23 protein-coding genes are annotated in these 25614 nt (G+C 58.9%); 14 read left to right on the top strand and 9 right to left on the bottom strand.

Going from position 1 to position 25614, the window contains the following annotated elements:
- Positions 1-15 precede the first annotated feature (15 nt).
- From BLT66_RS06535 to BLT66_RS06485, 11 genes are read left to right on the top strand one after another with little or no spacing between them, the layout of a single operon-like run.
- A complete protein-coding gene (locus BLT66_RS06535) occupies positions 16-1599 on the top strand; it encodes a sugar ABC transporter ATP-binding protein (protein WP_255406792.1) in 1584 nt (527 codons plus the stop codon).
- Complete coding sequence (locus BLT66_RS06530; RefSeq protein ID WP_092756774.1) at positions 1596-2570, top strand: ABC transporter permease; 975 nt, start codon at positions 1596-1598, stop codon at positions 2568-2570. The genes BLT66_RS06535 and BLT66_RS06530 overlap by 4 nt, the downstream gene beginning before the upstream one ends.
- Positions 2567-3523 (top strand): ABC transporter permease, encoded by a 957-nt coding sequence (locus BLT66_RS06525; protein WP_092756773.1) that lies wholly within the window; start codon positions 2567-2569, stop codon positions 3521-3523. Before BLT66_RS06530 ends, BLT66_RS06525 begins: the two co-directional genes overlap by 4 nt.
- Positions 3468-4637: an SDR family oxidoreductase gene (locus BLT66_RS06520; protein WP_369821578.1), complete on the top strand. Its 1170-nt coding sequence runs from the start codon at positions 3468-3470 to the stop codon at positions 4635-4637. The genes BLT66_RS06525 and BLT66_RS06520 overlap by 56 nt, the downstream gene beginning before the upstream one ends.
- Positions 4638-4656: 19 nt before the next feature.
- Positions 4657-5442 (top strand): SDR family NAD(P)-dependent oxidoreductase, encoded by a 786-nt coding sequence (locus BLT66_RS06515; RefSeq protein ID WP_092756771.1) that lies wholly within the window; start codon positions 4657-4659, stop codon positions 5440-5442.
- Positions 5443-5453: 11 nt separating this feature from the next.
- Complete coding sequence (locus BLT66_RS06510) at positions 5454-6242, top strand: meso-2,3-butanediol dehydrogenase (protein ID WP_092756770.1); 789 nt, start codon at positions 5454-5456, stop codon at positions 6240-6242.
- A 48-nt stretch (positions 6243-6290) separates the two neighbouring features.
- Complete coding sequence (locus tag BLT66_RS06505; RefSeq protein ID WP_092756769.1) at positions 6291-7079, top strand: SDR family NAD(P)-dependent oxidoreductase; 789 nt, start codon at positions 6291-6293, stop codon at positions 7077-7079.
- 19 nt (positions 7080-7098) lie between these two features.
- Positions 7099-7902: an SDR family NAD(P)-dependent oxidoreductase gene (locus BLT66_RS06500; RefSeq protein ID WP_092756768.1), complete on the top strand. Its 804-nt coding sequence runs from the start codon at positions 7099-7101 to the stop codon at positions 7900-7902.
- 42 nt (positions 7903-7944) lie between these two features.
- On the top strand, positions 7945-9063 hold the full coding sequence (locus BLT66_RS06495; RefSeq protein WP_092756767.1) for an S-(hydroxymethyl)glutathione dehydrogenase/class III alcohol dehydrogenase: 1119 nt from the start codon (positions 7945-7947) through the stop codon (positions 9061-9063).
- Complete coding sequence (gene fghA, locus BLT66_RS06490) at positions 9063-9953, top strand: S-formylglutathione hydrolase (protein WP_176954979.1); 891 nt, start codon at positions 9063-9065, stop codon at positions 9951-9953. Before BLT66_RS06495 ends, fghA begins: the two co-directional genes overlap by 1 nt.
- A 19-nt stretch (positions 9954-9972) precedes the next feature.
- Positions 9973-10581: a glutathione S-transferase family protein gene (locus BLT66_RS06485; RefSeq protein WP_092756766.1), complete on the top strand. Its 609-nt coding sequence runs from the start codon at positions 9973-9975 to the stop codon at positions 10579-10581.
- Positions 10582-10751: 170 nt separating this feature from the next.
- On the opposite strand, the gene BLT66_RS06480 is transcribed toward BLT66_RS06485, so the two are convergent.
- On the bottom strand, positions 10752-12059 hold the full coding sequence (locus BLT66_RS06480) for an L-dopachrome tautomerase-related protein (RefSeq protein WP_369821577.1): 1308 nt from the start codon (positions 12057-12059) through the stop codon (positions 10752-10754).
- Here BLT66_RS06480 and BLT66_RS06475 point away from each other — a divergent pair.
- Positions 12058-12951, top strand: coding sequence for a LysR family transcriptional regulator (locus tag BLT66_RS06475; RefSeq protein WP_092756764.1), 894 nt, complete (start codon positions 12058-12060; stop codon positions 12949-12951). The two genes, BLT66_RS06480 and BLT66_RS06475, sit on opposite strands and share 2 nt — an antisense overlap.
- A gap of 262 nt (positions 12952-13213) precedes the next feature.
- On the opposite strand, the gene BLT66_RS06470 is transcribed toward BLT66_RS06475, so the two are convergent.
- The 8 genes from BLT66_RS06470 to urtA all read right to left on the bottom strand — a co-directional run bounded on the left by BLT66_RS06470 (position 13214) and on the right by urtA (position 20829).
- Positions 13214-14236: an aliphatic amidase gene (locus BLT66_RS06470; RefSeq protein WP_092756763.1), complete on the bottom strand. Its 1023-nt coding sequence runs from the start codon at positions 14234-14236 to the stop codon at positions 13214-13216.
- Positions 14237-14249: 13 nt separating this feature from the next.
- A complete protein-coding gene (locus BLT66_RS06465) occupies positions 14250-14606 on the bottom strand; it encodes a zinc ribbon domain-containing protein (protein ID WP_092756762.1) in 357 nt (118 codons plus the stop codon).
- A 5-nt stretch (positions 14607-14611) separates the two neighbouring features.
- Complete coding sequence (gene fmdA, locus BLT66_RS06460; RefSeq protein WP_092756761.1) at positions 14612-15841, bottom strand: formamidase; 1230 nt, start codon at positions 15839-15841, stop codon at positions 14612-14614.
- A gap of 50 nt (positions 15842-15891) precedes the next feature.
- Positions 15892-16581 (bottom strand): urea ABC transporter ATP-binding subunit UrtE, encoded by a 690-nt coding sequence (urtE, locus tag BLT66_RS06455; RefSeq protein ID WP_092756760.1) that lies wholly within the window; start codon positions 16579-16581, stop codon positions 15892-15894.
- Between the two features lie 9 nt (positions 16582-16590).
- On the bottom strand, positions 16591-17334 hold the full coding sequence (urtD, locus tag BLT66_RS06450) for an urea ABC transporter ATP-binding protein UrtD (RefSeq protein WP_092756759.1): 744 nt from the start codon (positions 17332-17334) through the stop codon (positions 16591-16593).
- A gap of 18 nt (positions 17335-17352) precedes the next feature.
- On the bottom strand, positions 17353-18537 hold the full coding sequence (gene urtC / locus BLT66_RS06445; protein WP_092756758.1) for an urea ABC transporter permease subunit UrtC: 1185 nt from the start codon (positions 18535-18537) through the stop codon (positions 17353-17355).
- 21 nt (positions 18538-18558) lie between these two features.
- Entirely contained in the window at positions 18559-19473 is a 915-nt protein-coding gene (gene urtB, locus BLT66_RS06440; protein ID WP_092756757.1) for an urea ABC transporter permease subunit UrtB, read from the bottom strand.
- Positions 19474-19563: 90 nt separating this feature from the next.
- A complete protein-coding gene (gene urtA / locus BLT66_RS06435) occupies positions 19564-20829 on the bottom strand; it encodes an urea ABC transporter substrate-binding protein (protein ID WP_092756756.1) in 1266 nt (421 codons plus the stop codon).
- A gap of 164 nt (positions 20830-20993) precedes the next feature.
- Here urtA and BLT66_RS06430 point away from each other — a divergent pair, with 164 nt between their 5' ends.
- The gene (locus BLT66_RS06430) at positions 20994-24419 is read left to right on the top strand and encodes a hybrid sensor histidine kinase/response regulator (protein ID WP_092756755.1); all 3426 of its coding nucleotides are present in this window, start codon (positions 20994-20996) and stop codon (positions 24417-24419) included.
- Positions 24403-25305 carry a response regulator transcription factor gene (locus BLT66_RS06425; RefSeq protein ID WP_092756754.1) on the top strand — a complete coding sequence of 301 codons (903 nt, stop codon included), beginning with the start codon at positions 24403-24405 and terminating at the stop codon, positions 25303-25305. The genes BLT66_RS06430 and BLT66_RS06425 overlap by 17 nt, the downstream gene beginning before the upstream one ends.
- Positions 25306-25614: the final 309 nt, after the last annotated feature.

Here is a 25614-nt window from a genome sequence, read left to right as displayed (position 1 = left end):
CAAGTGGAGATACGTGTGAATACGAACTACCTGCAGTTGATAGGGGTGAGCAAGCGGTATGGAGGCATCACGGCGCTGAACGACGTGTCCTTCCAAGCCGCCAGCGGCTCCATTCACGCCATTCTCGGAGAAAACGGCGCTGGCAAGAGCACGCTGATGAAGACGCTGGCCGGTGTCGTGCGACCTGACTCCGGTGTGGTTCGTCTAGATGGGGCTGAACTGAGCATGTCTGGTCCTCTACATGCGCTGGATCAGGGCATTGTCTGCATATTTCAGGAGCTGTCTTTGGTTCCGCACCTGAGCGTAGCCGACAACATATGCCTCGCCAATCCGCCGCGAAATGCCTTCGGACTCATAGATCGCCGCAGGCAGCGCGAACTCGCCCGCGAGGCGCTGGCCCAGATCGGTTGTGACCGACAGATTGATCTGCAGGAGCGTTGCATCGATCTGCCACTTTCACAGCGTCAGATCGTTGAAATCGCCAAGGCCGTCATTCGCCGTCCACGCGTATTGATTCTTGACGAGGCGACGTCCGCATTAACAGCCGAGGATGTGGAGAAAGTGATGCGCCTGCTGCGTAGACTGCGTGATGAAGGTACCTGCGTGCTCTTTATTTCGCACCGTATGCATGAAGTCGATGCGCTTGCGGACACCTGTTCCGTGTTCCGTAATGGTGAGCATGTGAGCACCTTTCCCGCGGGATCGAAGCCACACGAGGAAATCGTCCGTCTCATGATCGGACGCCCCATTGCGCAGGTCTATCCTGCCAAACCTTTACCCCCAGCGGTTGCATTTAGGCCCTATCTTGAAGTGCGCGATCTGCGCTTCGGAACCCAACTCAAAGGGGTTGACCTTTCAGTGCGTCCAGGCGAAATCGTTGGCCTTGGTGGATTGGATGGCCAGGGCCAGCGTGAGCTGATGCTCGCGCTAGGCGGTCTACTGCGGGACGTACGGGGCGATATCCGTGTTGGCGAGCAGCCCGCAGCACCAAGTGGTCCCCGTGGAGGTAAGCATCACGCATACCGTATGGCACTGATTCCTGAAGACAGAAAAACCGAGGGTTTGATGTTGGCGCAGTCAATTCACGATAACTTGGGTATTGCGGCATTAGACCGAGTTAGCCACTGGGGTGTTGTCGATCATGACGAGGAAATGGCGCTGATAGGCAACTTGGTGAAGACGCTTCAGATTAAAGCGCCGGATACCGGGATCGCTGTTTCAACGCTCTCGGGTGGCAACCAGCAGAAGGTCGTGCTTGCGAAATGGCTGGCGACGGAACCGCGGTTGCTGCTGCTGATGGATCCTACGCGCGGCGTAGATGTCGGGACCAAGCAGGAAATTTATCGCCTCTTTCGCGATCTTGCCGCGAAGGGCCTCGCGATCTTGTTCTATTCCACGGACTGTGATGAGCTGATTGGTCTGTGCGATAGGGTTTTGGTGATGTACGACGGCAAGGTTCGGGCATCGTTGGCAGGTAGTGAGCTGAACGAGGAAAAAATACTCATGCATGCCATGAACTTGGAGCAACTGCGTGGGCTCGGCCATGCACCGGCGAATGACAGTTCGGCGAGCGTTAAGAACTGGGAGTGCGCAGCATGAGAAATACAACCCTCTATGTGCGGCACAACGCCAGGACGCTCTTGGCTTTAGCATTGTTGGCGGGACTCTTGGTCGCCTTTCTGATGATTCACCCGCGTGGGGTATCGCCAACCGTACTCACAGCGTGGTCCAACCAGGGCGTCGCCCTGGCATTGGTCGCGATTGGTCAGACGATTGTGGTGTTGACCAGTGGTATAGATATCTCCATCGGTGCCATCATGGCTTTGAGCAACTGCGTGGCGTCGGAGCTGGTGCAGGGTGATCCTATCCAGGTGGCGCTGGGAGTGGCCGCCGTGCTGCTAGTGGGGACGGCGTGTGGAACGGTAAACGGGCTGATCATTGTTTATGCGCGGATTCAGCCGATTGTTGCCACATTGGCGACAGGTACGATCTATACCGGAATCGCACTGTTGGTGAGGCCGACACCGGGCGGAGAGGTCAGCGCGGGCCTAAGTGACACCATGACTGGCACTTTGGGCGATCTCGTCCCCACTTCGCTGATTGCCTTAACTGTTGTCGTCATTCTTGTTTGGGAGCCGCTTCGCCGTTCCTTAACTGGACGCACTTTATTCGCACTGGGTTCCGCGGAGCAGGCGGCCTATATGTCTGGACTCTCGATCGATAAAGCAAAGGTTGTGGCCTATGCAGTGGCTGGTCTGTTCGCCGCAATGGCCGGTCTTTTCCTCGGCTTCCAGACGGCCAGTGGAGACGCCTCTGTAGGTCTTCCTTACACGCTGAATTCCGTCGCCGCTGTAGTGCTCGGTGGCACCGTACTTAGCGGGGGCGTCGCCAGTGTGGTCGGCACGATCGCTGGGGCTTTCATGCTCCGCACTATCGGCAGCTTGATGTTCTTCACCGGTGTACCACCGCTAGCGCAACCTTTATTTGAAGGATTGGTATTGATTTGCGCTGTAGCCCTGGGATCCGTTCGCCTGCTGCGTATCCGCAACCGTCTGGAGATATTCAAATGATTCCTTTGCCAATGCAACATCAACTGAAGACACCAACCGGTGCCGTCCTGCTGGCGCTCGTGGCGCTCCTGCTACTAGGCGGAGCCATTAACAGCCAGTATTTCTCGCCAACGTATTTGCTTCTGCAGCTGCAGAGTGGTGCCTTTTTAGGGGTTATCGCCGCAGGTGCAACGCTGGTCATCCTGCTTGGGCATATCGACCTTTCTGTACCTTGGACGCTGACTGTGGCAGCCACTGTTTCCACGTCGGTTGCCCGTGCACACGGCGGCATCTGGGCAGAGCTTGGACCACTTGCAGGACTCGTGGCTGGTGCATGCATAGGATTGCTCAACGGGGTAGGGGTCGCGTACCTGCGCATTCCTTCGCTGATCTGGACGCTGGCGGTCAACACTATTCTGCTTGGTGCCGTGGCCTTTTATGCGGGGAATACTGTTGTGTCCAGCGCTCCTTCCCCGGGAATGGCTCTTCTTGGATCGGGCAAGATTTTCGGAGTTGTTCCCAATGCGGTCTTGGTATGGATCGTCGTGTCCATCGCCATTGTCTGGGTCTTGCGGCGGACCTTGATGGGGCGTTACATCTATGCCGTTGGCACACGTGAGATCGCCGCCCACATGTCGGGGATCAACACACGCCAGGTCATCCTAGGGGCCTTTGTTGCATCCGGTATCTGCAGTGCGCTGGCAGGGCTGCTTCTGGCGGGCTACGCAGGCCAGTCGTACCAGCGCATGGGGGACCCCTTCCTGCTGCCGGGCATCGCCGCGGTGGTTGTGGGCGGCACCAGCATCTTGGGTGGGCGGGGACGTTACAGCGGAACGGTTGCCGGCGTCCTACTCATCACCTTGATGAGCAGCATGTTGTCGCTCCTGCGGGTGCCTGAAGCGGTTAAGCAGATCTCCTATGGCTTGGTCATTCTCGTCATGGTGGGGCTGTACAGCCGAAAGCAAGTGGCTTGACCACTGGCCCTATTTTTCATCTGATTGGGAAGGATTTCTCATGTTTATAAAACGTGCACTTATTGTTGGCGTCACTGGAATCGTGGGAAGCAACCTCGCACGCCAGCTGCTATCCGAAGGGGGCTGGGAGGTCCATGGGATTTCCCGTAAACCACCAAAAGGTCTAGCGCAACTCCGGCACATCGCAGTCGATGTGCTTGATGCAGAGGCAACGCGCAACGCACTTGCGGAGACACCCATCACCCATGTCTTTTTTTGCACCTGGACCCGAATGTCCAGTGAGGTTGAGAACTGCAGAGTCAATGGTGCGATGGTGCGTAACGTTCTGCAGGCAGTCTGTGGTGCCAAGCATGCTGCTGTTCAGCATGTGGCCTTGGTCACGGGCACGAAGAACTATCTAGGCCCGTTCGAGATGTATGCGCGGAACAAGCCGGAGACACCGTTCCGTGAAGACCAGCCACGCCTACCCATCGACAACTTCTATTACGTCCAGGAAGACGTTGTATTCGAATTGGCGGAGCGCCACGGCTATGGATGGAGCGTTCATCGTCCGCACACCATCGTCGGCTACGCGGTGGGCAATGCGATGAACATCGGCGTCACCTTGGCGGTATACGCCTCGGTTTGCAAGGCTACTGGACGGCCCTTCATCTTTCCTGGATCACCCGTGCAGTACGCAGGCCTGTCGGATGTCACAGATGCCCGGCTCCTTGCCAGGCACATTGCATGGGCAGCCGTTACGCCAGAGGCCCGCAATGAGGCATTCAACGTGGCCAATGGTGATGTTTTTCGCTGGCAAAGACTCTGGGGAGCCATAGGCGGCTACTTTGGCATTGATGCCGCACCCTATCCAGGCACACCGGTGCCATTGCAGCAACAGATGGCGGACATGGAGCCACTCTGGGAGCTGCTTGTGCAGACGCAGCGCCTGCAGCCAAACCGTCTTGGTGAGCTGGCGTCCGCTTGGCATACGGATCTGGATCTTGGCCGTCCCATGGAGTGCGTTAACGACATGAACAAGAGCCGGAATTTCGGCTTCCTGGGCTTCCAGGACACACAGCGTTCGTTCCTGGATCTATTCGACCAGTTGCGCCACGAACGAATCATTCCCTGATAACTAAACGGAGATAAACATGGATAAAAGTATGAGCGGCCGAGTAGCGATCGTCACTGGTGCGGGCGCCGGCATCGGATTCGAAACGACGCGACAATTTCTTGCCGAGGGCGTGCGGGTGGTTGCGGCCGACCTGGACATCTCAGCACTTGCCGCGCAACCGAACGATGCCTTGCACGCGGTGAAGGTGGATATGCGCGAAGCGACTGCTGCTGAACTGCTCACGCGCGAGGCCTTGGAGCGCTTTGGCCAGATTGACATTCTCTTCAACAACGCTGGTGTTGCGACCGCACGGGATGGTTTTTTGAAGATCAGCGACGAGGACTGGCAAGCGACCTTCAACCTCAATCTGATGGGCTATGTACGCATGAGCCGCGCGGTCTTGCCCCATATGCTGGAACGCAAACGTGGTGCCCTCATCCATTGTGCCTCTGAGACCGGACGCATTCCCCACCCGCTTTTGCCGGACTACAGCGTTTCCAAAGCAGCGATCTTGATGTTGTCGAAGATCTTGGCAACCGAGTTCACCGGACAGGGCGTGCGTTCGAACGTCGTCTCACCAGCCCATGTCCGTACAGCCTTGTGGGACCGCCCCGGAGGATTCCTGGACTCCTTGGCTGCCAAATATGGTTCCGGCAGGGAGGAGGCCATCGATATCTTCTTGAAAACCGCAAACATTCCCTCGGGCCGTCTCGGACGACCTGAGGACGTCGCTGCAGCGGTGCTGTTTCTTGCTTCTGACCAGGCGGACTTCATCACGGGTGTTGAGCTGGCGATCAATGGTGGCGTAACCAAGTTTGTGTGAGGAACTGCAAGATGGATCGGTTTCATCAACGCGTCGCGCTGGTCACCGGTGCCGGTTCAGGCATTGGCGCGGCTATAGCGGCCCGGCTTGCGCAAGAGGGCGCGATCGTGCTTGTTGCAGATCGTGACTATCCGGCAGCGCTCGCCGTTGTCTCCGCATTGCATGCCAAAGGCTTCGTCGCATCGGCAGTCGAATTGGACGTGACGAGCGAGGCGCAGGTTCTCCAGATCGTTGAAGAGGTCCGCGCACTGCACGGACGCCTCGACGTACTGGTGAATAACGCGGGAATCCACTATGGAGGCAGCTTCGAAGACACAGACATGGGGCAGTGGCGCAATCTCATGGCCGTTAATGTGGACGGCACGATGCGGCTTTCGCTTGCTGCACTGCCGTTGCTCAAAGCAGCTGGCCGTCCAACTGCGATTGTCAACCTGTCATCGATTTCTGGTTTAGGGGGGGATTTTGGCCAGGCAGCCTATGCCACTAGCAAGGGCGCCGTGACCCATCTAACGCGCAGTATGGCCTTGGATCTCGCGAAGTTTGGTATTCGGGTGAATGCGGTGTGCCCAGGTTCGGTCAGAACCCCCATGTTTGAAGCGGCGATTGCCAAGCTTGATCCGAATCAAGTCGATGAGGCTTTCGCCAAGGCCTATCCCATGGGCCGCATTGCAGAGCCAGCGGAGGTTGCCTCAGCCGTAGCCTTCCTCGCATCGGATGACGCATCGTTTATTAGCGGGGTCAACTTACCTGTCGACGGTGGGTTGACAGCGCACAACGGTGCCCCCCGATTCGACGGTTGATAGCTCGAACGTCTTTCTCCAATTGTCTAACTTTGAAAGTAAAAGATCATGGATCTCGGACTAAATGGCCAGCACGCCCTTGTGACGGCGTCTACAGGTGGCATCGGGCGAGAAATCGCCAGAACACTGGCGCGTGAAGGCGCTACTGTCTACGTGAATGGACGGACCGTGCAAGCGGTGGATGCCGCCATCAACGACATACGTACTAGCGTAAGCGGCGCCCGCCTGGAAGGCATCGTGGCCAACAATGGCGATGCGCGAGGCTGCGGCGAGACCATCGCCTTGCTGCCCGCTGTCGACATCCTTGTGAACAACCTCGGTATTTATGAAGCCATTCCGTTTACGGAGACGACCGACGCGCAGTGGCTGGAGACCTTCGACGTCAATGTCATGAGCGGTGTGAGGCTGAGCCGGCACTACATCCAGGGCATGCTGAAGCAAGGACGTGGCCGTATCGTTTTTCTGGCGAGTGAGGCCGCGATCGCACCTGCGCCGGAGTTGCCGCATTACAGCGCCTCAAAGGCCATGGAGCTCTCGGTTTCCCGCGTATTGGCGGAACTGACCAAGGGAACTGCCGTTACGGTAAACGCTGTTGTTCCAGGGTCGACGCGGACAGAGGGTGTGCGTACCTTTGTGCAGGGCTTGTTTCCGGAACTGTCGTATGAAGAGGCTGAACGGCGCTTCGTTGCTGAAAACCGTAGCACTTCGATTATTGCTCGTCTCATCGATCCAGTCGAAGTCGCAGATTTGGTCGCTTTCGTGTGCAGTCAGCGAGCCAGTGCGATCAATGGTGCTGCATTGCGTGTCGACGGTGGAATCGTCCGATCCATCTACTAGACCTAACGTGACTCAGTCCATGCGTAAACAGCCTTCTTACCAACAGCGGCCGTATGTTCCATTGTCGGACCTCCTTGATTTCAGCGGCAAGACTGCTGTGGTGACAGGCGGGGCCGACGGCATCGGGCTTGCTATAGCGCGCCGCTTTGCCGAGGCGGGTGCCTCTGTGGTTGTTGGAGATATCCAGCCCGGACGTATTGGAGTCCTCGCAGACGAAGGCTTCGACGTGCGCTATGTTCGCACTGACGTGACCCGTGAGGAGGACCTTGAAGCCCTGATCGATGTGGCCATTGGCGCGCATGGATCTGTTGATGCTTTCGTGAACAACGCCGGCATCTACCCGTTACGGCCGATAGACGAAATAGACGAGGCCTTCTGGGATCGAATGTTCTCCGTCAACACCAAGGCAATGTTCTTTGGTGCGCGTGCTGCTGGGCGGCGGATGAAGCAGCAGGGAGGCGGTGGCGCGATTATCAACTTGTCGTCGATATGTGCGCATAAGCCTATGGCCAACCATTGCGCATATGACGCCTCCAAAGGCGCAGTGATTGCGATGACGCGCAATCTTGCGATTGCACTTGCCCCCCACGATATCCGTGTGAATTCCATTTCTCCGGGATTGACCGCGACACCAGGCAATCTCAAGCCGGAGCTATTTCGGCAGTTGGAGGACAGTGGTGTGTTGAACAACATCCCTCTGCGCCGACAAGCTGAGCCCTACGAAATCGCTAACACGGCGCTGTTCCTGGCATCGCCCATGGCGAGCTATATGACTGGAACCGACATGTTGGTCGACGGAGGCTGGTTTCTCCACGGCATCTAGCCATTCGCATATTTCAACCTAAACCATACGGAACACTAAACCATGAAAACCAAAGCCGCAGTCGCCTGGAAAGCCGGCACCCCCCTGACCATAGAAACCGTGGACCTGGAAGGCCCCAAGTTCGGCGAAGTGCTGGTCGAGATCAAAGCCACCGGCATCTGCCACACCGACTACTACACCCTCAGTGGCGCCGACCCCGAAGGCATCTTCCCCGCCATCCTCGGCCATGAAGGCGCGGGCATCGTGGTCGATGTAGGCCCCGGCGTCACGACATTGCAGAAGGGCGACCACGTCATCCCCCTGTACACCCCCGAATGCCGCCAGTGCAAGTTCTGCCTTTCGCGCAAGACAAACCTGTGCCAACTGATCCGCGGCACCCAGGGCAAAGGGCTGATGCCCGACGCCACCAGCCGCTTCAGCCTGGGTGGCCAGCCCATCTTTCACTACATGGGCACCAGTACCTTCAGCAACTACACCGTGGCGCCCGAGATCTCCCTGGCCAAGATCCGCAAGGATGCCCCGTTTGACAAGGTCTGCTACATCGGCTGCGGCGTCACCACCGGCATCGGCGCGGTGTTGTTCACCGCCAAGGTGGAAGCCGGTGCCAATGTGGTGGTGTTTGGTTTGGGCGGTATCGGCCTGAACGTGATCCAGGGCGCGAAGATGGTCGGTGCCGACAAGATCATCGGTGTCGACCTGAACCCCGCCCGCGAAGCCATGGCCCGCAGCTTCGGCATGACCCACTTCCTGAACCCCAAGGACATCGAAGCCGCGGGTGGCAACATCGTCGATGCGATTGTCCAGTTGACCGATGGCGGCGCCGACTACAGCTTTGAATGCATAGGCAACACCAAAGTCATGCGCCAGGCGCTGGAATGCACCCACAAGGGCTGGGGTCGCAGCATCATCATCGGCGTGGCCGAAGCCGGGGCTGAAATCAGCACCCGTCCCTTCCAGTTGGTCACCGGCCGCAAATGGGAAGGCTCGGCCTTCGGCGGCGCCCGCGGCCGCACCGATGTGCCCAAGATCGTCGACTGGTACATGGAGGGCAAGATCAGCATCGACCCGCTGATCACCCACACCATGCCGCTGGAAGACATCAACAAGGGCTTTGACTTGATGAAGCGTGGTGAATCGATCCGGGGTGTGGTGCTGTTCTGATGGACATGCTGACTACTATTTCCGAGCACAACTGTTTTGGTGGCGTGCAGGGCTTCTTTCAACATGACTCGATCGAAATCGGTTTGCCGGTGAAGTTCTCGGTTTACCTGCCTCCGCAGGCGACGGAAAGCCGTGTGCCTGCGCTGCTTTATCTTGCGGGTCTGACCTGCAACGAAGAGACCTTCACTACTAAGGCTGGGGCGCAGCGCCTAGCCAGCGAGTTAGGTTTGGCACTGATTGCGCCGGACACAAGCCCGCGGAGCCCAGCGCTGCAAGCCTTGCCGGGAGCCAGCGATAGCTGGGACTTTGGCATCGGCGCTGGTTTTTACATCGATGCGACCCAAGCACCCTGGTCAACGAACTGGCGTATGGAAAGCTACCTCGTTCATGAATTGCTGCCCTTGTTGGTGCAAGCATTTCCAGTCGATGGCGAAAGGATTGGACTCTTGGGGCATTCGATGGGAGGGCATGGCGCGCTGACTTTGGCGCTCAAGTACCCGGGCCTGTTCAAGTCCTTGTCAGCGTTTGCACCGATCTGCGCCCCTACTCAGTGCCCATGGGGTGAGAAAGCCTTCACCCATTACCTAGGCTCCGACCGCACATCTTGGAGGGGACATGACGCAACCGCTCTCATGCATTTGCAATCTGAGCCGCCATATCCGCATGGCATCTTGATCGACCAAGGCCTAGCCGACAAGTTCCTAACAGACCAACTGCATCCTGATCTGTTTGACGAGGCCTGTGCAGCCGTCAACCAGCCACTCACACTGCGAAAGCACACCGGATATGACCACGGCTACTACTTCATTCAAAGTTTTATTGCCGATCACCTGAAGCACCACTACCGCTCCCTGGCTGAATCGTGCACAGCCGAAACCAGTTCCCTTTAACTACAACCCTGAAATGACTATGCCAAAACTCTATGACTGCGATATCTCTGGTAGTTGCTACAAGATTCGCCTTTTTCTGAACATTCTCGGTGTCTCCTACGATGCTGTGAAAGTTGACTTTGTGAATAAGGAGCACAAGAACCCAAGCTATCTGGCTTTGAACGCCTTCGGTGAAATTCCAATTTTTGAGGATGGAGACCTGCGCCTGCGGGATGCACAAGCCATCTTGATCTATATCGCAGGCAAATATGATCCTTCAGGATCGTGGTTTCCCAAAGACGCGAAAGCACAGGGGCAGATTGCCCAATGGCTCTCCACTGGTGGCGGTGAAATCATGAACGCTGCCGGTGCGCGGTTGGTCAAGGTTCTGAACTACCCCATGGATATCGAGAAGCTCCATGCAGGTGCCAATCGTGTGTTCAAGATCATGGACGACCATCTTGCCAATCGTCAATTCCTGGAGCTGGAGCGTCCCACAATCGCCGACATTGCTTGCTTCCCTTACACGGCATTGGCTGGTGAAGGTGGAATTGATTTGTCACCATACAAAAACGTAGTCGCCTGGATTGAGCGCATGAAACACCTGAAGGGCTTCATACCCATGCCTGGCATTCCAAGCGCCGCATAAGTAGTTGCGGTAGGCTCGTTGACAAATGCTTCCAAAGACAGAGAAAAAAATCTCTGTATTTGGAAGCCCAATGGAAGATAGCTTGTAGTGTATGTACATCTATCTAGATGGACTTCCGGTGATCGCCTTCACTCGAGCGCCGTAAACAACGCTGGCGAGAAGTACAGTTTTTACCGTTTCAGCTGTAGCCGCCAGATCTCATAGCGTTCGTCGCCACTCTTTACCTTTCCAGCGAAATGCTGGTTCAAGGCACTGGAGGTAAAGAACAAATCTCCGTCTGGGCCGATGGCCGGTGTATCGGGCCAGAATACTCCATCGTCGGCAGCCAGCAGCGACATCTTCCCCGTGCTGGGCTGGTATTGCACGATTCCATTGCGGCTGACATCGGTGATGAACAGGTTGCCAAGCGCGTTGGTTACGATGCCATCGGTATTGCCTCCTACCGCGCCCAGGTTCACGATCTGGGCTGCGATCTGCGCTTCGCTTGCGCCGGGCTGGCGCAGCAGAGCCGTGGATAGCGCATACGCATGCCTGCCGGTGGTTACCGTCCAGTACAGCGTATCGCCAGTGGGTGCCAGAGCGATGCCATTGATGCCGATCAACAAGGGCTGGCCCGGCCAGACTTCGGCTCCGTGGGACACAACGTGTACACCTGCTTCGACCTGCAGCTTAGCGTGACGGTCTAGCACCCGGCGGACCTTGCCGGAATCGAAATCGAGCACGATTAAACCGACCTGGTTGTGTGGAGCGCTGCGCATACCGCTGTCAGCGATGTAGGCCATGCGCCGACGCTCGTCCACGGCAATGTCGTTGAGAAAGCTGCCGGCGCGGTCCGCCACGCTGTCCAACGAAAAGCTTTTTACGGTTCGCCCCGATGCTAGATCCAGCACCAGCACTTTTTGGGCACCTTTGGGAGCCTCTGATTCGCCAGCGACAAACCCCATATCCAAGGCCCAAAGCCAACCATTGTGCTGGTCTACATAAAAGCCGAGCACGTTGCGTAGGCTCAGCTCCGGCGGACCGTCCACGGCATTGCGTTCTATCGACGGAAACGCTGTGAGTTGAGCCGGCCCTGCCTTTACGGCAGTGTTTAGCCGACTGAGCGTTGCCGGTGCACCAGGTGCCACGAGACGCGGTGTGCTGACATAGGCGGTACCACGGGCGTCGAAGTGCAACCCGGCAATCGGTGCGCTGACCGAGGCAGCGAAGGGCGCGGGTAGCTGGCTGTCTTTTGGCTGTTCCCAGGTGACACCGGCATAGGAGCGCCAGCGCTCGAGTTGCGGGCCTTCGCTAGCGTGGGTGGCCTGGGATAGAACTAAAGAGGCCACGGTGAAAGCAGTGGCACGGAGTAGGTGATGAAGCATGTTGCAACGGGAAAAGTAAAACAAGATGCAACGATATTCAGAACAAAGAAATAGATAAATTGGGTAAAAATGCATAGATACTGCACCCCAGAGAAACAATAAGACGGCTTCCATGGATCGATTTGACACTTTTCGCTTGTTCATCCGATTGATTGAACTGGGCAGTTTTTCTGCAGCTGCTGCCGAGCTGGGCATGTCGCCGTCGGCAGCCAGCAAGGCGATTAATCAGTTGGAGACCTCGTTGGGAGTACGGCTCGTACACCGAACGACGCGTCGCGTGTCCTTGACCGAAGCTGGTGTGCGCTATATCGAGCGAGCGCGCGCTGTATTGCTCGATGTCGAAGAGGCCGATGCCGAAGCCTCGGGCTTGGCTACTGCCGCATCAGGTCGATTGCGCTTGAACGTGCCGATGGCATTGGGTTTGGCGGATCTAGGGGCGGCGCTAGCCGACTTTGCTGCGGCGCACCCGCAGGTGGATATGGATGTGGAGCTGGGCGACCGACATATTGATTTGCGCGCCGATGGTTTCGACCTTGGCTTACGTGCCACCACCGACCCTAAGGACTCCAGCTACACCGCGCAGCGCATCGCTGCGTTTGCTCTGCACGTATGCGCAACCCCTGCCTATCTTGCGCGCCACGGCCATCCTGTATCGCCGGACGAACTGACACAGCATGCCTGTTTTGCATATGCCTACGCCTCGGCGGGAGCCCGTTGGCCATTGCGCTGGGGAGGTCAGACACATATTGCGCTTACGCCGCGCATGCGCGCTAACAACACGCAGTTTTTGAAGCGCTTGGTCATGGCGAATCTGGGGATCGCGGTGTTGCCCAGCTTTGTCGCTCAGCCCGAGATCGACATGGGGGCGCTGGTAGCACTATTCACTGATGTGGAGCGTCCGCCGCTGGTGCTGTACGCCATGTACCCTGAACGGCGTCTGACTCCACATAAGGTTTCGGTTTGCGTGGCATTTTTGAAAGACTGGTTTGTGACTCATGGCTGTTAACGCACGACCTAGATATATTTCAGATTGAGGTTTGACGCCGCAAAATATTGGCCAACAACAGTCACGTTTGCAACCGCATAATCAGTGTCGAGGATTTGGAAGACCAGGTTTTGCGCGACGTGGCAGTGTTTTACTCCAAGCTCGTCGCTGCGGATGCCTGTTTGACTAGATGAGCCGGAAATCGAAGGCCAACCGAATGCCCGCGGGAGTGGCATAAATCAGGCCAAGATTTCTGCCACCCCTCATGCGGAGAGTATTAGCGTCACGCGTGTGGAATTCCTTCGATAGGGCATTCTTCTGTGCCTGCGGAGGGACGGGTGATGGCTTCCACGGCTTGGCGGGCACCATCCGGGTCGTTGACCCAGCGGGTGTAAAAATCAAACGGACAGGTGGCCACTCCTTTGTCACCATCGCCTGAATTCATGATGCCGGTATAGCCGCGGTGCAGCAGCTTGAACAGATGGTTTTCCGACTGGCCGTTTTTGCGGAAGTCTCGGATCAGGCGGGTGGACAGCGCGGCGTACTGCACGCCATATTCTTCCTCCCCGCATTCGCCCAGCGTGCGGCCATCAAAGCCGATCAGCGCCGAGTGGCCAAAGTAGCTGTAGACACCGTCAAAGCCTGCCGCATTGGCCACGGCCACATAGGTGTTGTTGGCAAAGGCCATGGCTTTGCTGATGAGGATTTGCTGCTCCTTGGCAGGGTACATATAGCCCTGGCAGCGCACGATCAATTCCGCGCCTTTCATGGCACAGTCGCGCCAGATTTCGGGGTAGTTGCCGTCGTCGCAGATGATCAGGCTGATCTTGAGGCCCTTGGGGCCTTCGCTCACAAACGTGGTGTTGCCGGGGTACCAGCCTTCGATCGGTGTCCAGGGCATGATCTTGCGGTACTTTTGCACGATCTCGCCCTGGTCGTTCATCAGAATCAGCGTGTTGTAGGGCACCTTGTGCGGGTGCTCTTCGTGCCGCTCGCCGGTGAGCGAGAACACGCCCCAGACCTTGGCCTGGCGGCAGGCCTCGGCAAAGATGGCCGTTTCGGCACCGGGAATGGTGACTGCGGTGTCCATCATTTCCTGGGTGTCGTACATGATGCCGTGGGTGCTGTACTCGGGGAATATCACCAGGTCCATGCCGGGCAGACCCTTCTTCATGCCGACCAGCATGGTGGCAATCTTGCGCACGTTGTCCAGCACCTCGGCGGTGCTGTGCAGGCGCGGCATCTTGTAATTGACGACGGCTACGCCAACCGTGTCGTTGCTGCTGGAGATATCTCCGTGGACCATGGGGTGCTCCTGTTCAGTGGCTGATCATCCAGGGCCGTTTGCTGGGGAAGGCTTTGGCGCCGTTGGCTGCGGTGACGGTGCTGCCGCGCTTCTTGCTGGTGCCGCAACAGCCACAACTTGAAGGGTGGCCCAGGCGGCCATAGCTGCCTGCGCCATCGCGTGACGAGCGCGGGGCATGCTGGGCCCGCTCATTGGTGTCGAACGCACGGCGCTGCTCCGAGGTGGTGCAGGCCAGGCGTGGCGCGTGGGCAAATACACGGGGGGCGGCGCTACCGCATTCCGGGCAAGCACAGGGTTCGTTGCGGTCGGCCAGGCTGCGGATCGCATCGAACCCACCGCAAGCGCTACAGGCATAGTCGTAGGTGGGCATGGCGGCTACTTGTCCTGCGAGATCGGCATGTCGATGCTGCCGTCGAGCATCTTGATCGGACCTGCAGCAGTGGGGTTGATGTCGAAGTCGAAAATCTCCGTGGGTAACCACAGCGTGGCGCAGGCATTGGGTACGTCCACCACACCACTGATATGGCCTTGCACCGGTGCGGTTCCGAGGATGGAGTAGGCCTGTGCGCCGCTGTAGCCAAACTTTTTCAGGTACTCGATGGCGTTCAGGCAGGCCTGGCGGTAGGCGACGGTTACGTCCAGGTAATGTTGTTTGCCGGCCTCGTCCACCGAGATGCCTTCGAAGATCAGGTAGTCCTTGTAGTTGGGGGTGATGGGACTGGGTTTGAAGATCGGATTCTTGATGCCGTACTTGGCCATGCCGCCCTTGATCAGGCTGACCTTCATATGCACCCAGCCGGCCATCTCGATGGCGCCGCAGAAGGTGATTTCACCGTCGCCCTGGCTGAAGTGCAGGTCGCCGACCGACAAGCCCGCGCCTTCCACATACACCGGGAAGTAGACCTTGGAGCCGCGTGACAGGTCTTTGATATCGCAGTTGCCGCCGTGTTCGCGCGGTGGCACGGTGCGCGCGCCTTCGGCGGCTGCCTTGGCCCTGGCTTCGCCTTGCAGTTTGCCCATGTGGGCGGTGCCGGGCGAGGGCGGATTGGCCAGGCCGGGAACCCTCAGCGGATCGGTGGCGATGAGCTCGGCCTCGCGGGCGTTCCAGGCATCCAGCATCTTCTGGTCGGGCAGGCAGCCGATCAGGCCGGGGTGGATCAGGCCGGCGAAGTTCACGCCCGGGATGTGGCGGCTGTTGGTGAACATGCCGTGGAAGTCCCAGATCGATTTTTGCGCCAGCGGGTAGTGCTCGGTCAGGAAGCCGCCGCCATTCTTCTTGGAGAAGAATCCGTTGAAGCCCCACAGGCTGTCGTCGCGGGCGCCGATGTCCAGCAGGTCTACCACCAGCAGGTCGCCGGGTTCGGCACCTTTTATGCCGATGGGGCCGGACAGGAAGTGCACCGTGGATAGGTCCACATCGCGCACGTCGTCGGCGCTGTCGTTGTTCTTTATGGCACCGCCGGTCCAGTCGTAGGTTTCCAGTTTGAATTCGGCACCGGGTTCGACCCACACGGCCATCGGAATGTCCGGGTGCCAGCGGTTGTGTATGTGCGGGTTGTCGTACGGGGACTGGTTCAGATCAACTTTTATGAGGGTATCGGCCATGGCGTGCTCCTGGGTTTGGGTGGATAGCAGGGGAAAATGAAACGGAAAAATCAGACCGACAAATAGGCTTTGATGCGCTGCTGGTCGGTGTCGGCGCGGGCGGTTGCGTGCACCAGTTGCCCACCTTCGATGACGAACAGCCGGTCGGCCACGTCCATGGCAAAAGACAGCACCTGCTCCGACACGATGATGGTGATCTTGCGCATCTTGCGGATCTCGTTCAGGGCCTTGGCGATGTCCTTAATGATGGACGGCTGGATGCCTTCGGTGGGCTCGTCGAGCAGCAGCACCTTGGGGTCGGTGACCAGCGCACGGGCAATTGCCAACTGCTGCTGTTGCCCGCCAGACAGGTTGCCGCCCTTGCGCCTGCGCATGTCCCACAGCACGGGGAACAGCGCGTAAATCTCGTCGGGAATGCGTTTGTGCACGGCATTCTCCAGGCCGGTCTGGATGTTTTCTTCGACTGTCAGCGTGGGGAAGACCATGCGGCCCTGGGGCACGTAGGCAATGCCTTTGGCTACCCGCACATAACTTGCGTCTGTGGAGATATCCTGCCCGGCCACGCTGATGCTTCCGCTCTTCAGCGGCAGGATGCCCATCAGGCTTTTGAACAACGTGGTCTTGCCCATGCCGTTGCGGCCCATGATGGCCACCGTTTCGTTGGCCCGGCCCTCGAACGAGATGCCGTGCAGCGCTTCGCTTTGCCCGTAGGCGACAAACAGGTCTTTGACTTGCAGCATGGTGTTCCTTTAGTGGCCGAGGTAAACGTCGATGACCTTCGGGTCGGCCTGGACTTGCTCCATCGGCCCCTCGGCCAGGATCTTTCCTTGGTGCATGACGGTGACCTTGTGGGCGATGCGCTTGACGAACTCCATGTCATGTTCGATCACGATGACCGCGCGGTTGGCGCAGATACGTTGCAGCAGCTCGGCTGTCAGCTCGCGCTCGCGGGCGCTCATGCCGGCGATTGGCTCGTCCAGTAGCAGCAGCTCGGGCTCCTGCATCAGCAGCATGCCGATTTCCAGCCATTGCTTCTGGCCGTGGCTGAGCAGGCCGGCCTCGGTATCGAGGCGGTCGGCCAGATGGATGTCGGTGGCCACTTCTTGCACTCTGGCTTTGACCTCGTCGGTGCATTGGAAGGCCAGTGCGCCGAACACCGAGCGGCCGGCGGGAAACGACACCTCCAGGTTCTGGAACACTGACAGGTTTTCGTAGATTGACGGTGTCTGGAACTTACGGCCAATGCCTAGCCGTACGCGCTTGTGTTCGGCCAGCTTGGTGAGTTCGGTGTTCTTGAATTTGATGCTGCCCGCGCTGGCCTGGGTTTTGCCGCAGATCAGGTCCAGCAGGGTGGTCTTGCCCGCCCCGTTGGGGCCGATGATCACGCGCATCTCCTTCTTGTCTACATACAGGGTCAGCGCGTCTATGGCTTTGAAGCCGTCAAAGGAGACGGTCAGGTCTTCTACCGCCAGGGCAAAGTCGGTATTGCTCATGGTGTTGTTTCCTTGGCTTCAGACGTTTTGGCTGCGTACGCCATCGGGCAGTACCGGGTCTACCACTGCCGTGGTAGCTGCGTCAGCCGGGCGCTTGGCAGGCACGGCGGCGCGGCGTAGCGCCTCGCGGCGGCCGGTCCACCAGGGCACGATGTGACTCTCCCACAGGCCCGCCAATCCCATCGGGAAGGCCATGGTCACGCCGATGAACAGCCCGGCCATCAGAAACAGCCAGAGGTCGGGGAAGCTCTCCGAGAAAAAGGTCTTGCCGGCATTCACCAGCAAAGTGCCGTAGACCGCACCCACCAGGCTCATGCGCCCGCCCACAGCGGCATAGATCACCATCTCGATAGACGGCACGATGCCGACAAAGCTGGGCGACATGAATCCCACTTGCAGCGAGAACAGCGCACCGCCTATGCCCGACAGGCCTGCCGCCAGGCAGAAGGTGAATATCTTGAAGTTGGCTACGTCGTAGCCCGAGAAGCGCACCCGGTCTTCCTTGTCGCGCATGGCCAGCAGCAGGGTGCCTAGTTTGCTGGTCTGTACCCAGCGGCACAGCAAAATTCCTGCCACCAACAAGGCAACGCAGACGTAGTAGAGGATGTATTTGGCGCTGTCGGTGCGGGTGTCCCAGCCCAAAACGGTTTTCAGGTCGGTCATGCCGTTGACGCCGCCGGTATAGCCCTGTTGGCCAATGATCAGCACGGTCAGTATCAACGCAACGGCCTGGGTGATGATGGCAAAGTAGACGCCGCCAACGCGCCGCTTGAACATCGCAAAACTCACAATCCAGGCCAGCAGCATGGGTACCAGCACAACGGCGGCCAGTGCAAACGGCAGACTTTTGAACGGCGCCCAGAACACGGGCAGTGCGGTGATCTGGTTCCAGTCCATGAAGTCGGGAATGCCGGGGGTGGACTGGATCTTGGTGCTGATCGGGTCAGATGCTTCGAGCTTGAGGAACATGGCCATGGCATAACCGCCCAGGCCAAAGAACACGCCTTGTCCCAGGCTCAGCACGCCGCCGTAGCCCCAGACCATCACCAGGCCGATCGCCACAAAGGCATAGGTGAGGTATTTGCCCACCAGGTTGAGGCGGAAGATGTCGAGCGTCAGTGGCAGCACTACCGCGAGCAGCACGACCAGCAGCATCAGGCTGGCAAGCTGGTAGCGCAGGATCCAGGCTTTAAAGGCATTCATGGGAAGTTTCTCCGAGGGGGATCAGCGGCGGACTTTGCTGGCGAACAAGCCTTGTGGGCGCACCATCAAGATCAGTACGATGAGCGATAGCGTGATGACTTTGGCCATGGACCCGGCCAGGAAGAACTCGGTAATGGATTGCGTCTGGGCAATGCTGAAGGCCGACACCACGGTGCCCAGCAGGCTGGCGGCACCGCCAAAGGTCACGACCAGGAATGCATCCACGATATAGAGCGAACCCGAGGTAGGCCCGGTGGAGCCGATGGTGGTGAAGGCGGCACCCGCCACACCGGCAATGCCGCAACCGATGGCGAAGGTCAAGCGGTCGGTCTTCTGGGTATTGATGCCGATGGCGTTGGCCATGGTGCGGTTGCTGACGGTGGCACGCACCCGCAGACCCCAGCGGCTTTTATGCAGGGCCAGCAGCACCCCACCGGTCATCACGGCGGTGAGTCCGAGCACGAATAGACCGTTGATCGGAATGTCCAGACCCACCGATGGCGCCCAGGAGCCTAGCAGCCAGTCGGGCAGGGTGGGGCTGACTTCTTTGGGGCCGATAAAGGTGCGGAACATCTGCTGCAGTGCCAGACTGACGCCCCACGTGGCCAGCAGGGTGTCGAGTGGGCGCTTGTAGAGGTGGCGGATCAGTGCCCATTCCACCAGCCAGCCAGCCACAAAGGCAAAGCCGAAGGCGGCGATGATGGCCAGCGGAAAGTAGTAAGGCAGCAGTTGCGGGGCGTGGGTGGCCGCCAACTCGGAGCCCAGGTAGATGGTGTACGCCCCGATGGTCATGAACTCGCCATGTGCCATGTTGATGACACCCATCTGGCCAAAAATAATCGCCAGGCCCAGACCCATCAGGAGCAGTACGGCAAACAGGCTCAGGCCTGCAAAGCCCTGCATCAGGCCGATGTTCAGCAGGTCAGAAAAAGACATAGGGCGTACTCCAGAACAAGCAAGAATCAATGCAGGGCGTAAGGGATGTCAGGTCTGCCCCCTGGCGGAAAGCCAGGGGCGTGCTTAGCGTTACTGGTAGCCTTTGGGGAACGGATCGGGTTTGATCAGCTCGGGGGACTCGGACACCACTTTGAAGCTGGCATCCGGCATGCCCATGGCAATGCGCGACTTGCTCCACAGGTGGTGGTTGGCGTCCAGCTTTACATAGCCTTCGGGTGCAGTTTTGAGCTCGATACCAGGGGATGCGGCGACGACCTTGTCCACGTCAAAGCTCTTCGCCTTTTCAACCGCGGCCTTCCACAGCCAGGGGCCGAGGTAGCCCGCTTGCGTAACGTCGCCAATTACCGAGTTGGGGCCATACTTGGCTTTGAAGGCAGCAACGAACTTCTTGTTATTTTCGTTATCGAGCGACTGGAAGTATTTCATTGAGGAATAGAAGCCGGCGAAGTTCTCACCACCTACACCAGTCATTTCGTCCTCGGTTACCGCCAGTGTGACCAGCAGTTGCTTGTCACCGGTGATGCCTGCGGCCTTGAGGGCTTTGTAGAAAGCTACATTCGAGCCACCCACCACCGCGGCAAAAATGCAGTCGGGCTTTTGCAGCTTGATTTTGTTCATCAACGAACCGAAGTTGGTGCTGCCCAATGGGTAGTACTCCTCGCCGACGATCTTGCCCTTTTGGAAGGCTTCTACGTGCTTGCGTGCGATCTTCATCGAGGTGCGCGGCCAGATGTAGTCGGAGCCGATCAGGAAGAAGGTCTTGGCTTTCTTCTCATTTTTCGCCCAGTCCAGGCTGTACAGAATTTGCTGGGTGGCTTCCTGGCCGGTGTAAATGACGTTCTTTGACTGTTCCAGGCCTTCGTAGAAGGTGGGGTAGTAGAGCAAGCCATTTTCTTTCTCGAATACGGGTAGCACGGCTTTGCGCGAGGCCGAAGTCCAGCAGCCGAACACGGCGGCACAGTGGTCGTTGATCAGTAGCTTCTTGGATTTTTCGGCGAAGGTGGGCCAATCGGATGCACCGTCTTCCTTGATCACCTTGATCTTGCGGCCCAGGATGCCGCCCATGGCGTTGATTTGGTCGATGGCGAGCTGTTCGGCCTGGATCGAGCCTGTCTCCGAGATCGCCATGGTGCCGGTGGCCGAGTGCAGCTGACCCACGGTCACTTCGGTATCGGTCACCGCCAACTTGGTGGTGTTGACCGAGGCTGTCGGCTGGGCCATGGCCCAACCAGGTACACCGGCGATGGATGCAGCGCCCAGTGCCTGCAGCATGCGGCGGCGGCCTGCGTCTGTGGTGGGAAGGGAAGAGACGTTGGCGTCGGAATGGTGCTTCATGAAGGCGCTCCTTGCAGCAGGCGGGTTGAGGGTGATCGTTGTTAGTTCGGCATAGGTGAAGGGCCTGTGCCGGGCTGAAACGGATCCTAGGGACAACCCTCATTCCGTCCCATACGTCAATTAACGTAGACAGGCTTAGAACGTTTCTTGCATGCGTCTATGGCATGTCGTCCATACCCCCTCCCAGTCCACAGGTTGCGCAGCAAACGATTTTTCGCTTTCGCCGCGAGTACAACGCCTGGGTGGCCGATGAGACGATGGAGGATTACGCGCTGCGCTACACGCCCAAGAGCTTTAGGCGCTGGAGCGAGTTCCGTGTGGCCAATACCGCGTTTGGCTCGCTGTCTTTCTTGGCGCTGGAGGCGATTGGCGGGGCCATCGCGCTGAACTACGGCTTTAGCAATGCCATGTGGGCCATTCTTACCGTAGGCCTGGTGATCTTTCTCACCGGGCTGCCGATTGCATACTACGCGGCCCGTTATGGCCTGGACATGGATCTGCTGACGCGCGGTGCGGGCTTTGGCTATCTGGGTTCGACCATCACCTCGTTGATCTATGCGGTGTTCACTTTCATCTTCTTCGCGCTGGAAGCCGCCATCATGGCGCTGGCCTTGCAAATGGTGGTCGACTGGCCGCTGGAGTGGTGTTACGTGCTGTCGTCCCTGGTGGTTTTGCCGCTGGCTATGCGCGGCATCACTTTGATCTCTAAGCTGCAGGCCTGGACCCAGCCCTTGTGGCTTTTTTTACTGCTGCTGCCTTTTGTGTGGATCGCGATTTCCAAGCCCCAGCTGTACCGCGACTTTGCAGGGCTGTCGGGCTTGAGCAGTGGTAGCAGCAGCTTCAATCCCTTGATGTTCGGTGCCGCCACCGCAGTGATTTTTTCGCTGGTGGTGCAGATCGGCGAGCAGGTGGATTTCTTGCGTTTCCTGCCCCAGCGTACTTCCGCCAATCGGCTGCGCTGGTGGGGTGCTGTGCTGGTGGCTGGCCCGGGCTGGATCGTCATGGGCATGCTGAAAATGGCGGGCGGTGCGTTCTTGGCGTTTGCGGCACTGCAGTTCGAGGTCGGTGTGCAGCGCGCTGCCGAACCCACCCAGATGTTCCTGGCCGGCTTTACCCAGGCTGTGGGCCAGCCTAGCTTGGCGGTAGCCATGACGGTGGTCTTCGTCGTGGTGTCGCAGATCAAGATCAATATCACCAATGCCTATGCCGGCTCGCTAGCCTGGTCCAACTTTTTTGCACGGATCACGCGCAGCCATCCGGGCCGGGTGGTATGGCTGGTATTCAACGTTGGCATCGCCTTGCTACTGATGACGCTGGGCGTTTTTGGTGCATTGGAGAAAGTGCTGGCGGTCTACAGCAATGTGGCAATTGCCTGGGTAGGCGCGCTGGTGGCCGACCTGGTGATCAACAAGCCGCTGGGCCTGAGCCCACCGGGCATTGAATTTCGGCGCGCCCATCTGTACGACTTCAATCCCGTAGGCCTGGGCGCCATGCTGTTGGCTGCCTTGGTGGCGTGCTGTGCCTACGCGGGCCTGCTGGGCGAGACGGCGGCGGCATTCTCGCCTTTTATCGCCCTGGCGGTGTCGATGGCGCTGGCACCGCTGCTGGCCTGGGCTACGGGCGGGCGCTACTACCTGGCGCGTTCGCCGGATACCGATTGGCAGCCCGGTGAGAGTGTGCGCTGCACGGTGTGCGAGAACCAGTTTGAATCGGAGGACATGGCCCGCTGTCCGGCCTATGGTGCCCCTATTTGCTCGCTGTGCTGTTCGCTGGAATCGCGCTGCCACGACCGCTGCAAGACCGGCTCGCGTGCATCTGAGCAACTGCGTGCTGTGGCTGCGCGCGTGTTGCCGCCCCAGTGGGCACTCAAGGTGAACTTCCGTCTTGGCCAGTATCTGGTGGTGATGGTCTCGCTGTGTGCGGCGATGGCTTTTCTGGTGGGGGTGGTGTATGTGCAGGAGAGTCTGGCCACACCCGCGCAGTTTTTGCGTATGCCCTTCTTCAAGGTGTTTGCGCTGCTGGCCTTGATGGCTGCGGTGTGCGCGTGGTGGGTGGTGCTTAGCACCGATAGCCGCCGCATGGCGCAAGACGAGTCCGAGCGGCAAACCCAGTTGCTGCTGCACGAAATCGACGCCCACCGCCGTACCGATGCAGAGCTGCAGGCAGCCAAGGACCAGGCCGAGTCGGCCAGCCTGGCCAAGACCCGTTACGTGGCCGGTATGACGCATGAGCTACGTTCGCCGCTCAACAGCATTCTTGGCTACACCCAGATTCTGCTGAAGAATCCGCAAACCGACAGCTGGATGCGCGAAACCCTTGCCACCATGCAGCACAGCGGCCAGCATATGCACGCGCTGATTGACGGTTCTTTGGAGCTGGCCCGCATTGAGGCTGGCCGTTTGCGGCTGGACCCGGCACCGCTGCCATTGGCAGAGTTGCTGGCCGATGTGGAGGGCATGTTGCGTCCGCAAGCCGAGGCCAAAGGCCTGCGCTTTACCGTGCAGGTGGAGGGCTCGGCGCCGGAGTGGATTCGGGCCGATGCCAAGCGCCTGCGGCAGATTCTGATCAATCTGCTAGCCAATGCGGTACGCTTCACTACCCAGGGTGAGGTGCGGCTGCGCATCGACTTTCGCCAGCATGTTTCGCGTATCGAGGTGATAGACACCGGCATCGGCATTGCACCGCAAGACCAGGAGCGCATCTTTCTGCCGTTTGAGCGCGGCAGTGCGGGGCGCCGTGCCAGTGAGACGGGTACCGGCCTGGGGTTGACAATCACCCATCTGCTGACCCAATTGATGGGCGGCGAACTCACGCTGACCAGCACGCCTGGCCAAGGCAGCATATTTACCGTGCGGCTCTACCTACCAGGTATTCCACCCGACCCGACGCGGCCACCTTTGCGTGCTGCGGCATTGCGCCCTGTGATTGGCTACATCGCACCACGCCGCACGCTGCTGGTGGTGGACGACCAGCCGCTGCAGCGCCAGTTGCTGGCCGGACTGCTAGTGCCCATGGGTTTCACCGTACGCGAGGCTGCCAGTGGCCGTGAATGCCTGGAGATTGTGCAAAACGATCCGCCCGACCTGGTGTTGCTGGACATCACCATGGACGACCTGGATGGTTGGCAGACCGCCGAAATGCTGCGTGGGTTGCGGCCTGCTGCAAGCCTGCCCATTGTTTTTGTATCCGCCAATTTATTTGACCAGAACCCCGAGCGGCTGGCGGCACTGGAATCCCAAGGCTTTGTGGGTAAACCCGTTATTGAATCCGAGCTGCTGGATGCGCTGGAGCGGGCACTGCAACTAGAGTGGGTGCGAGACAACACGCCTTTGTCGCTGTTGACTTCGCCCCTGCTGCGCAGTACCGAAGGCGGCACGCTCACGGTGCTGCCAGAACCGCTGCGCGAAGACCTTGTTCGCTTGGCGCACCAGGGACAGGCGACCGCTTTGCGGGATCTGTTGCGGCAGGCCCATGCTGCGTGGCCCGCGCACGCGGCTACTTTGCATCTGCTGCAGGCCTGTGCCGACCGCTTTGACTTCCAGGCCCTGGTCCACCATCTCCGAGAACCTGAACATGACCCAACCCCCTGACCCAACAGCACTCTCTGCACGCCGGGTAATCCTGGTTGTGGATGATGCGCTCGATACCTTGCGTATGCTGTGCGATGCACTGGCTGCAGAGGGGTATGCGGTGCTGGTGGCGCGCGATGCGGAAGAAGCGCTGCAGCGCTTCGAGATCGCTGTACCCGACGGAGTGCTGCTCGATGCGGTGATGCCGGGCATGGACGGCTTTGCGTTGTGTCTGCAGTTGAAGGCCACGCCGCCCTGGTCGCATGTGCCGGTGGTGTTCATGACGGGCTTGTCAGAAACCGAGCAGATTCTGCAGGGGTTTGCCAGTGGCGGCGTGGACTACGTGGTCAAGCCGTTGCGCATTCCCGAGGTATTGGCGCGCCTGGCAACCCATGTGCGCAACGCCCAGGCCACACGGCTGGCGCGTGAGGCGGTGGATGTGGCGGGTATGGGCGCCGTGGTACTAGATGGGCAGGGCCGCGTCGCCTGGCGTTCACCGCAGGCCACACGCTGGCTCGACAGTGCGTTTGGTGCCGACGCGGCTGAGCAGGGCTCCGCCTGGTTGCAGTCCACCCAGGGGAGCGGCGAGGTATTTGCAGCGCTGCCAGGCGGTCGTCGTCTGGTGGCGCGCCACATGGGGCAAAGTGGCTTTTCTGAAGCCATGTTGCTGTTGCGTGTGGTGCCGGCAGATACCGTGTTGCGTCAGCCGGATGTACCGCTGACCCCGCGTGAAACCGAGGTGCTGTCGTGGTTGGCCAAAGGTAAAACCAATCGCGATATTGCCGATATCCTGGGTATGAGTCCGCGCACGGTGAACAAACATCTTGAGCACATATTTGAGAAGCTCGGGGTGGAGACACGCTCAGCCGCGACAGCGATTGCTGGGCATCTCTTGGCTCCATCTTGAGTCGTATGGTTGCTGCATTACACACCGTGCTACCGATCCAGCGTCCCTTGCATAAATCTATCCGCCGCCATCTCGGGCGTGGACATGGCGCTTTAGGACATCAAGGACAAGGTGGCCCAGAGCCGCTGTACCAGCTGTTCGGCGCCAGTGCCTGTTGATTTCCACGCAAACCTGACCCGCAAGGGGATGCGGACAAAAACTTGGACTATCAGGAGGTAGTCCATGTATTCCTACGAAGACAGAATTCGAGCCGTCGAGCTCTACGTCAAGCTCGGCAAACGCGTCAGGGCAATCCAGTCGCTGTTTGTG

Source organism: Rhodoferax sp. OV413 (assembly GCF_900104385.1).
In the GTDB taxonomy this organism is placed as follows: Bacteria; Pseudomonadota; Gammaproteobacteria; order Burkholderiales; family Burkholderiaceae_C; genus Rhodoferax_B.
Note: the sequence above shows the minus strand (reverse complement) of the source record. Positions and strands in the feature narration are given on the sequence as shown.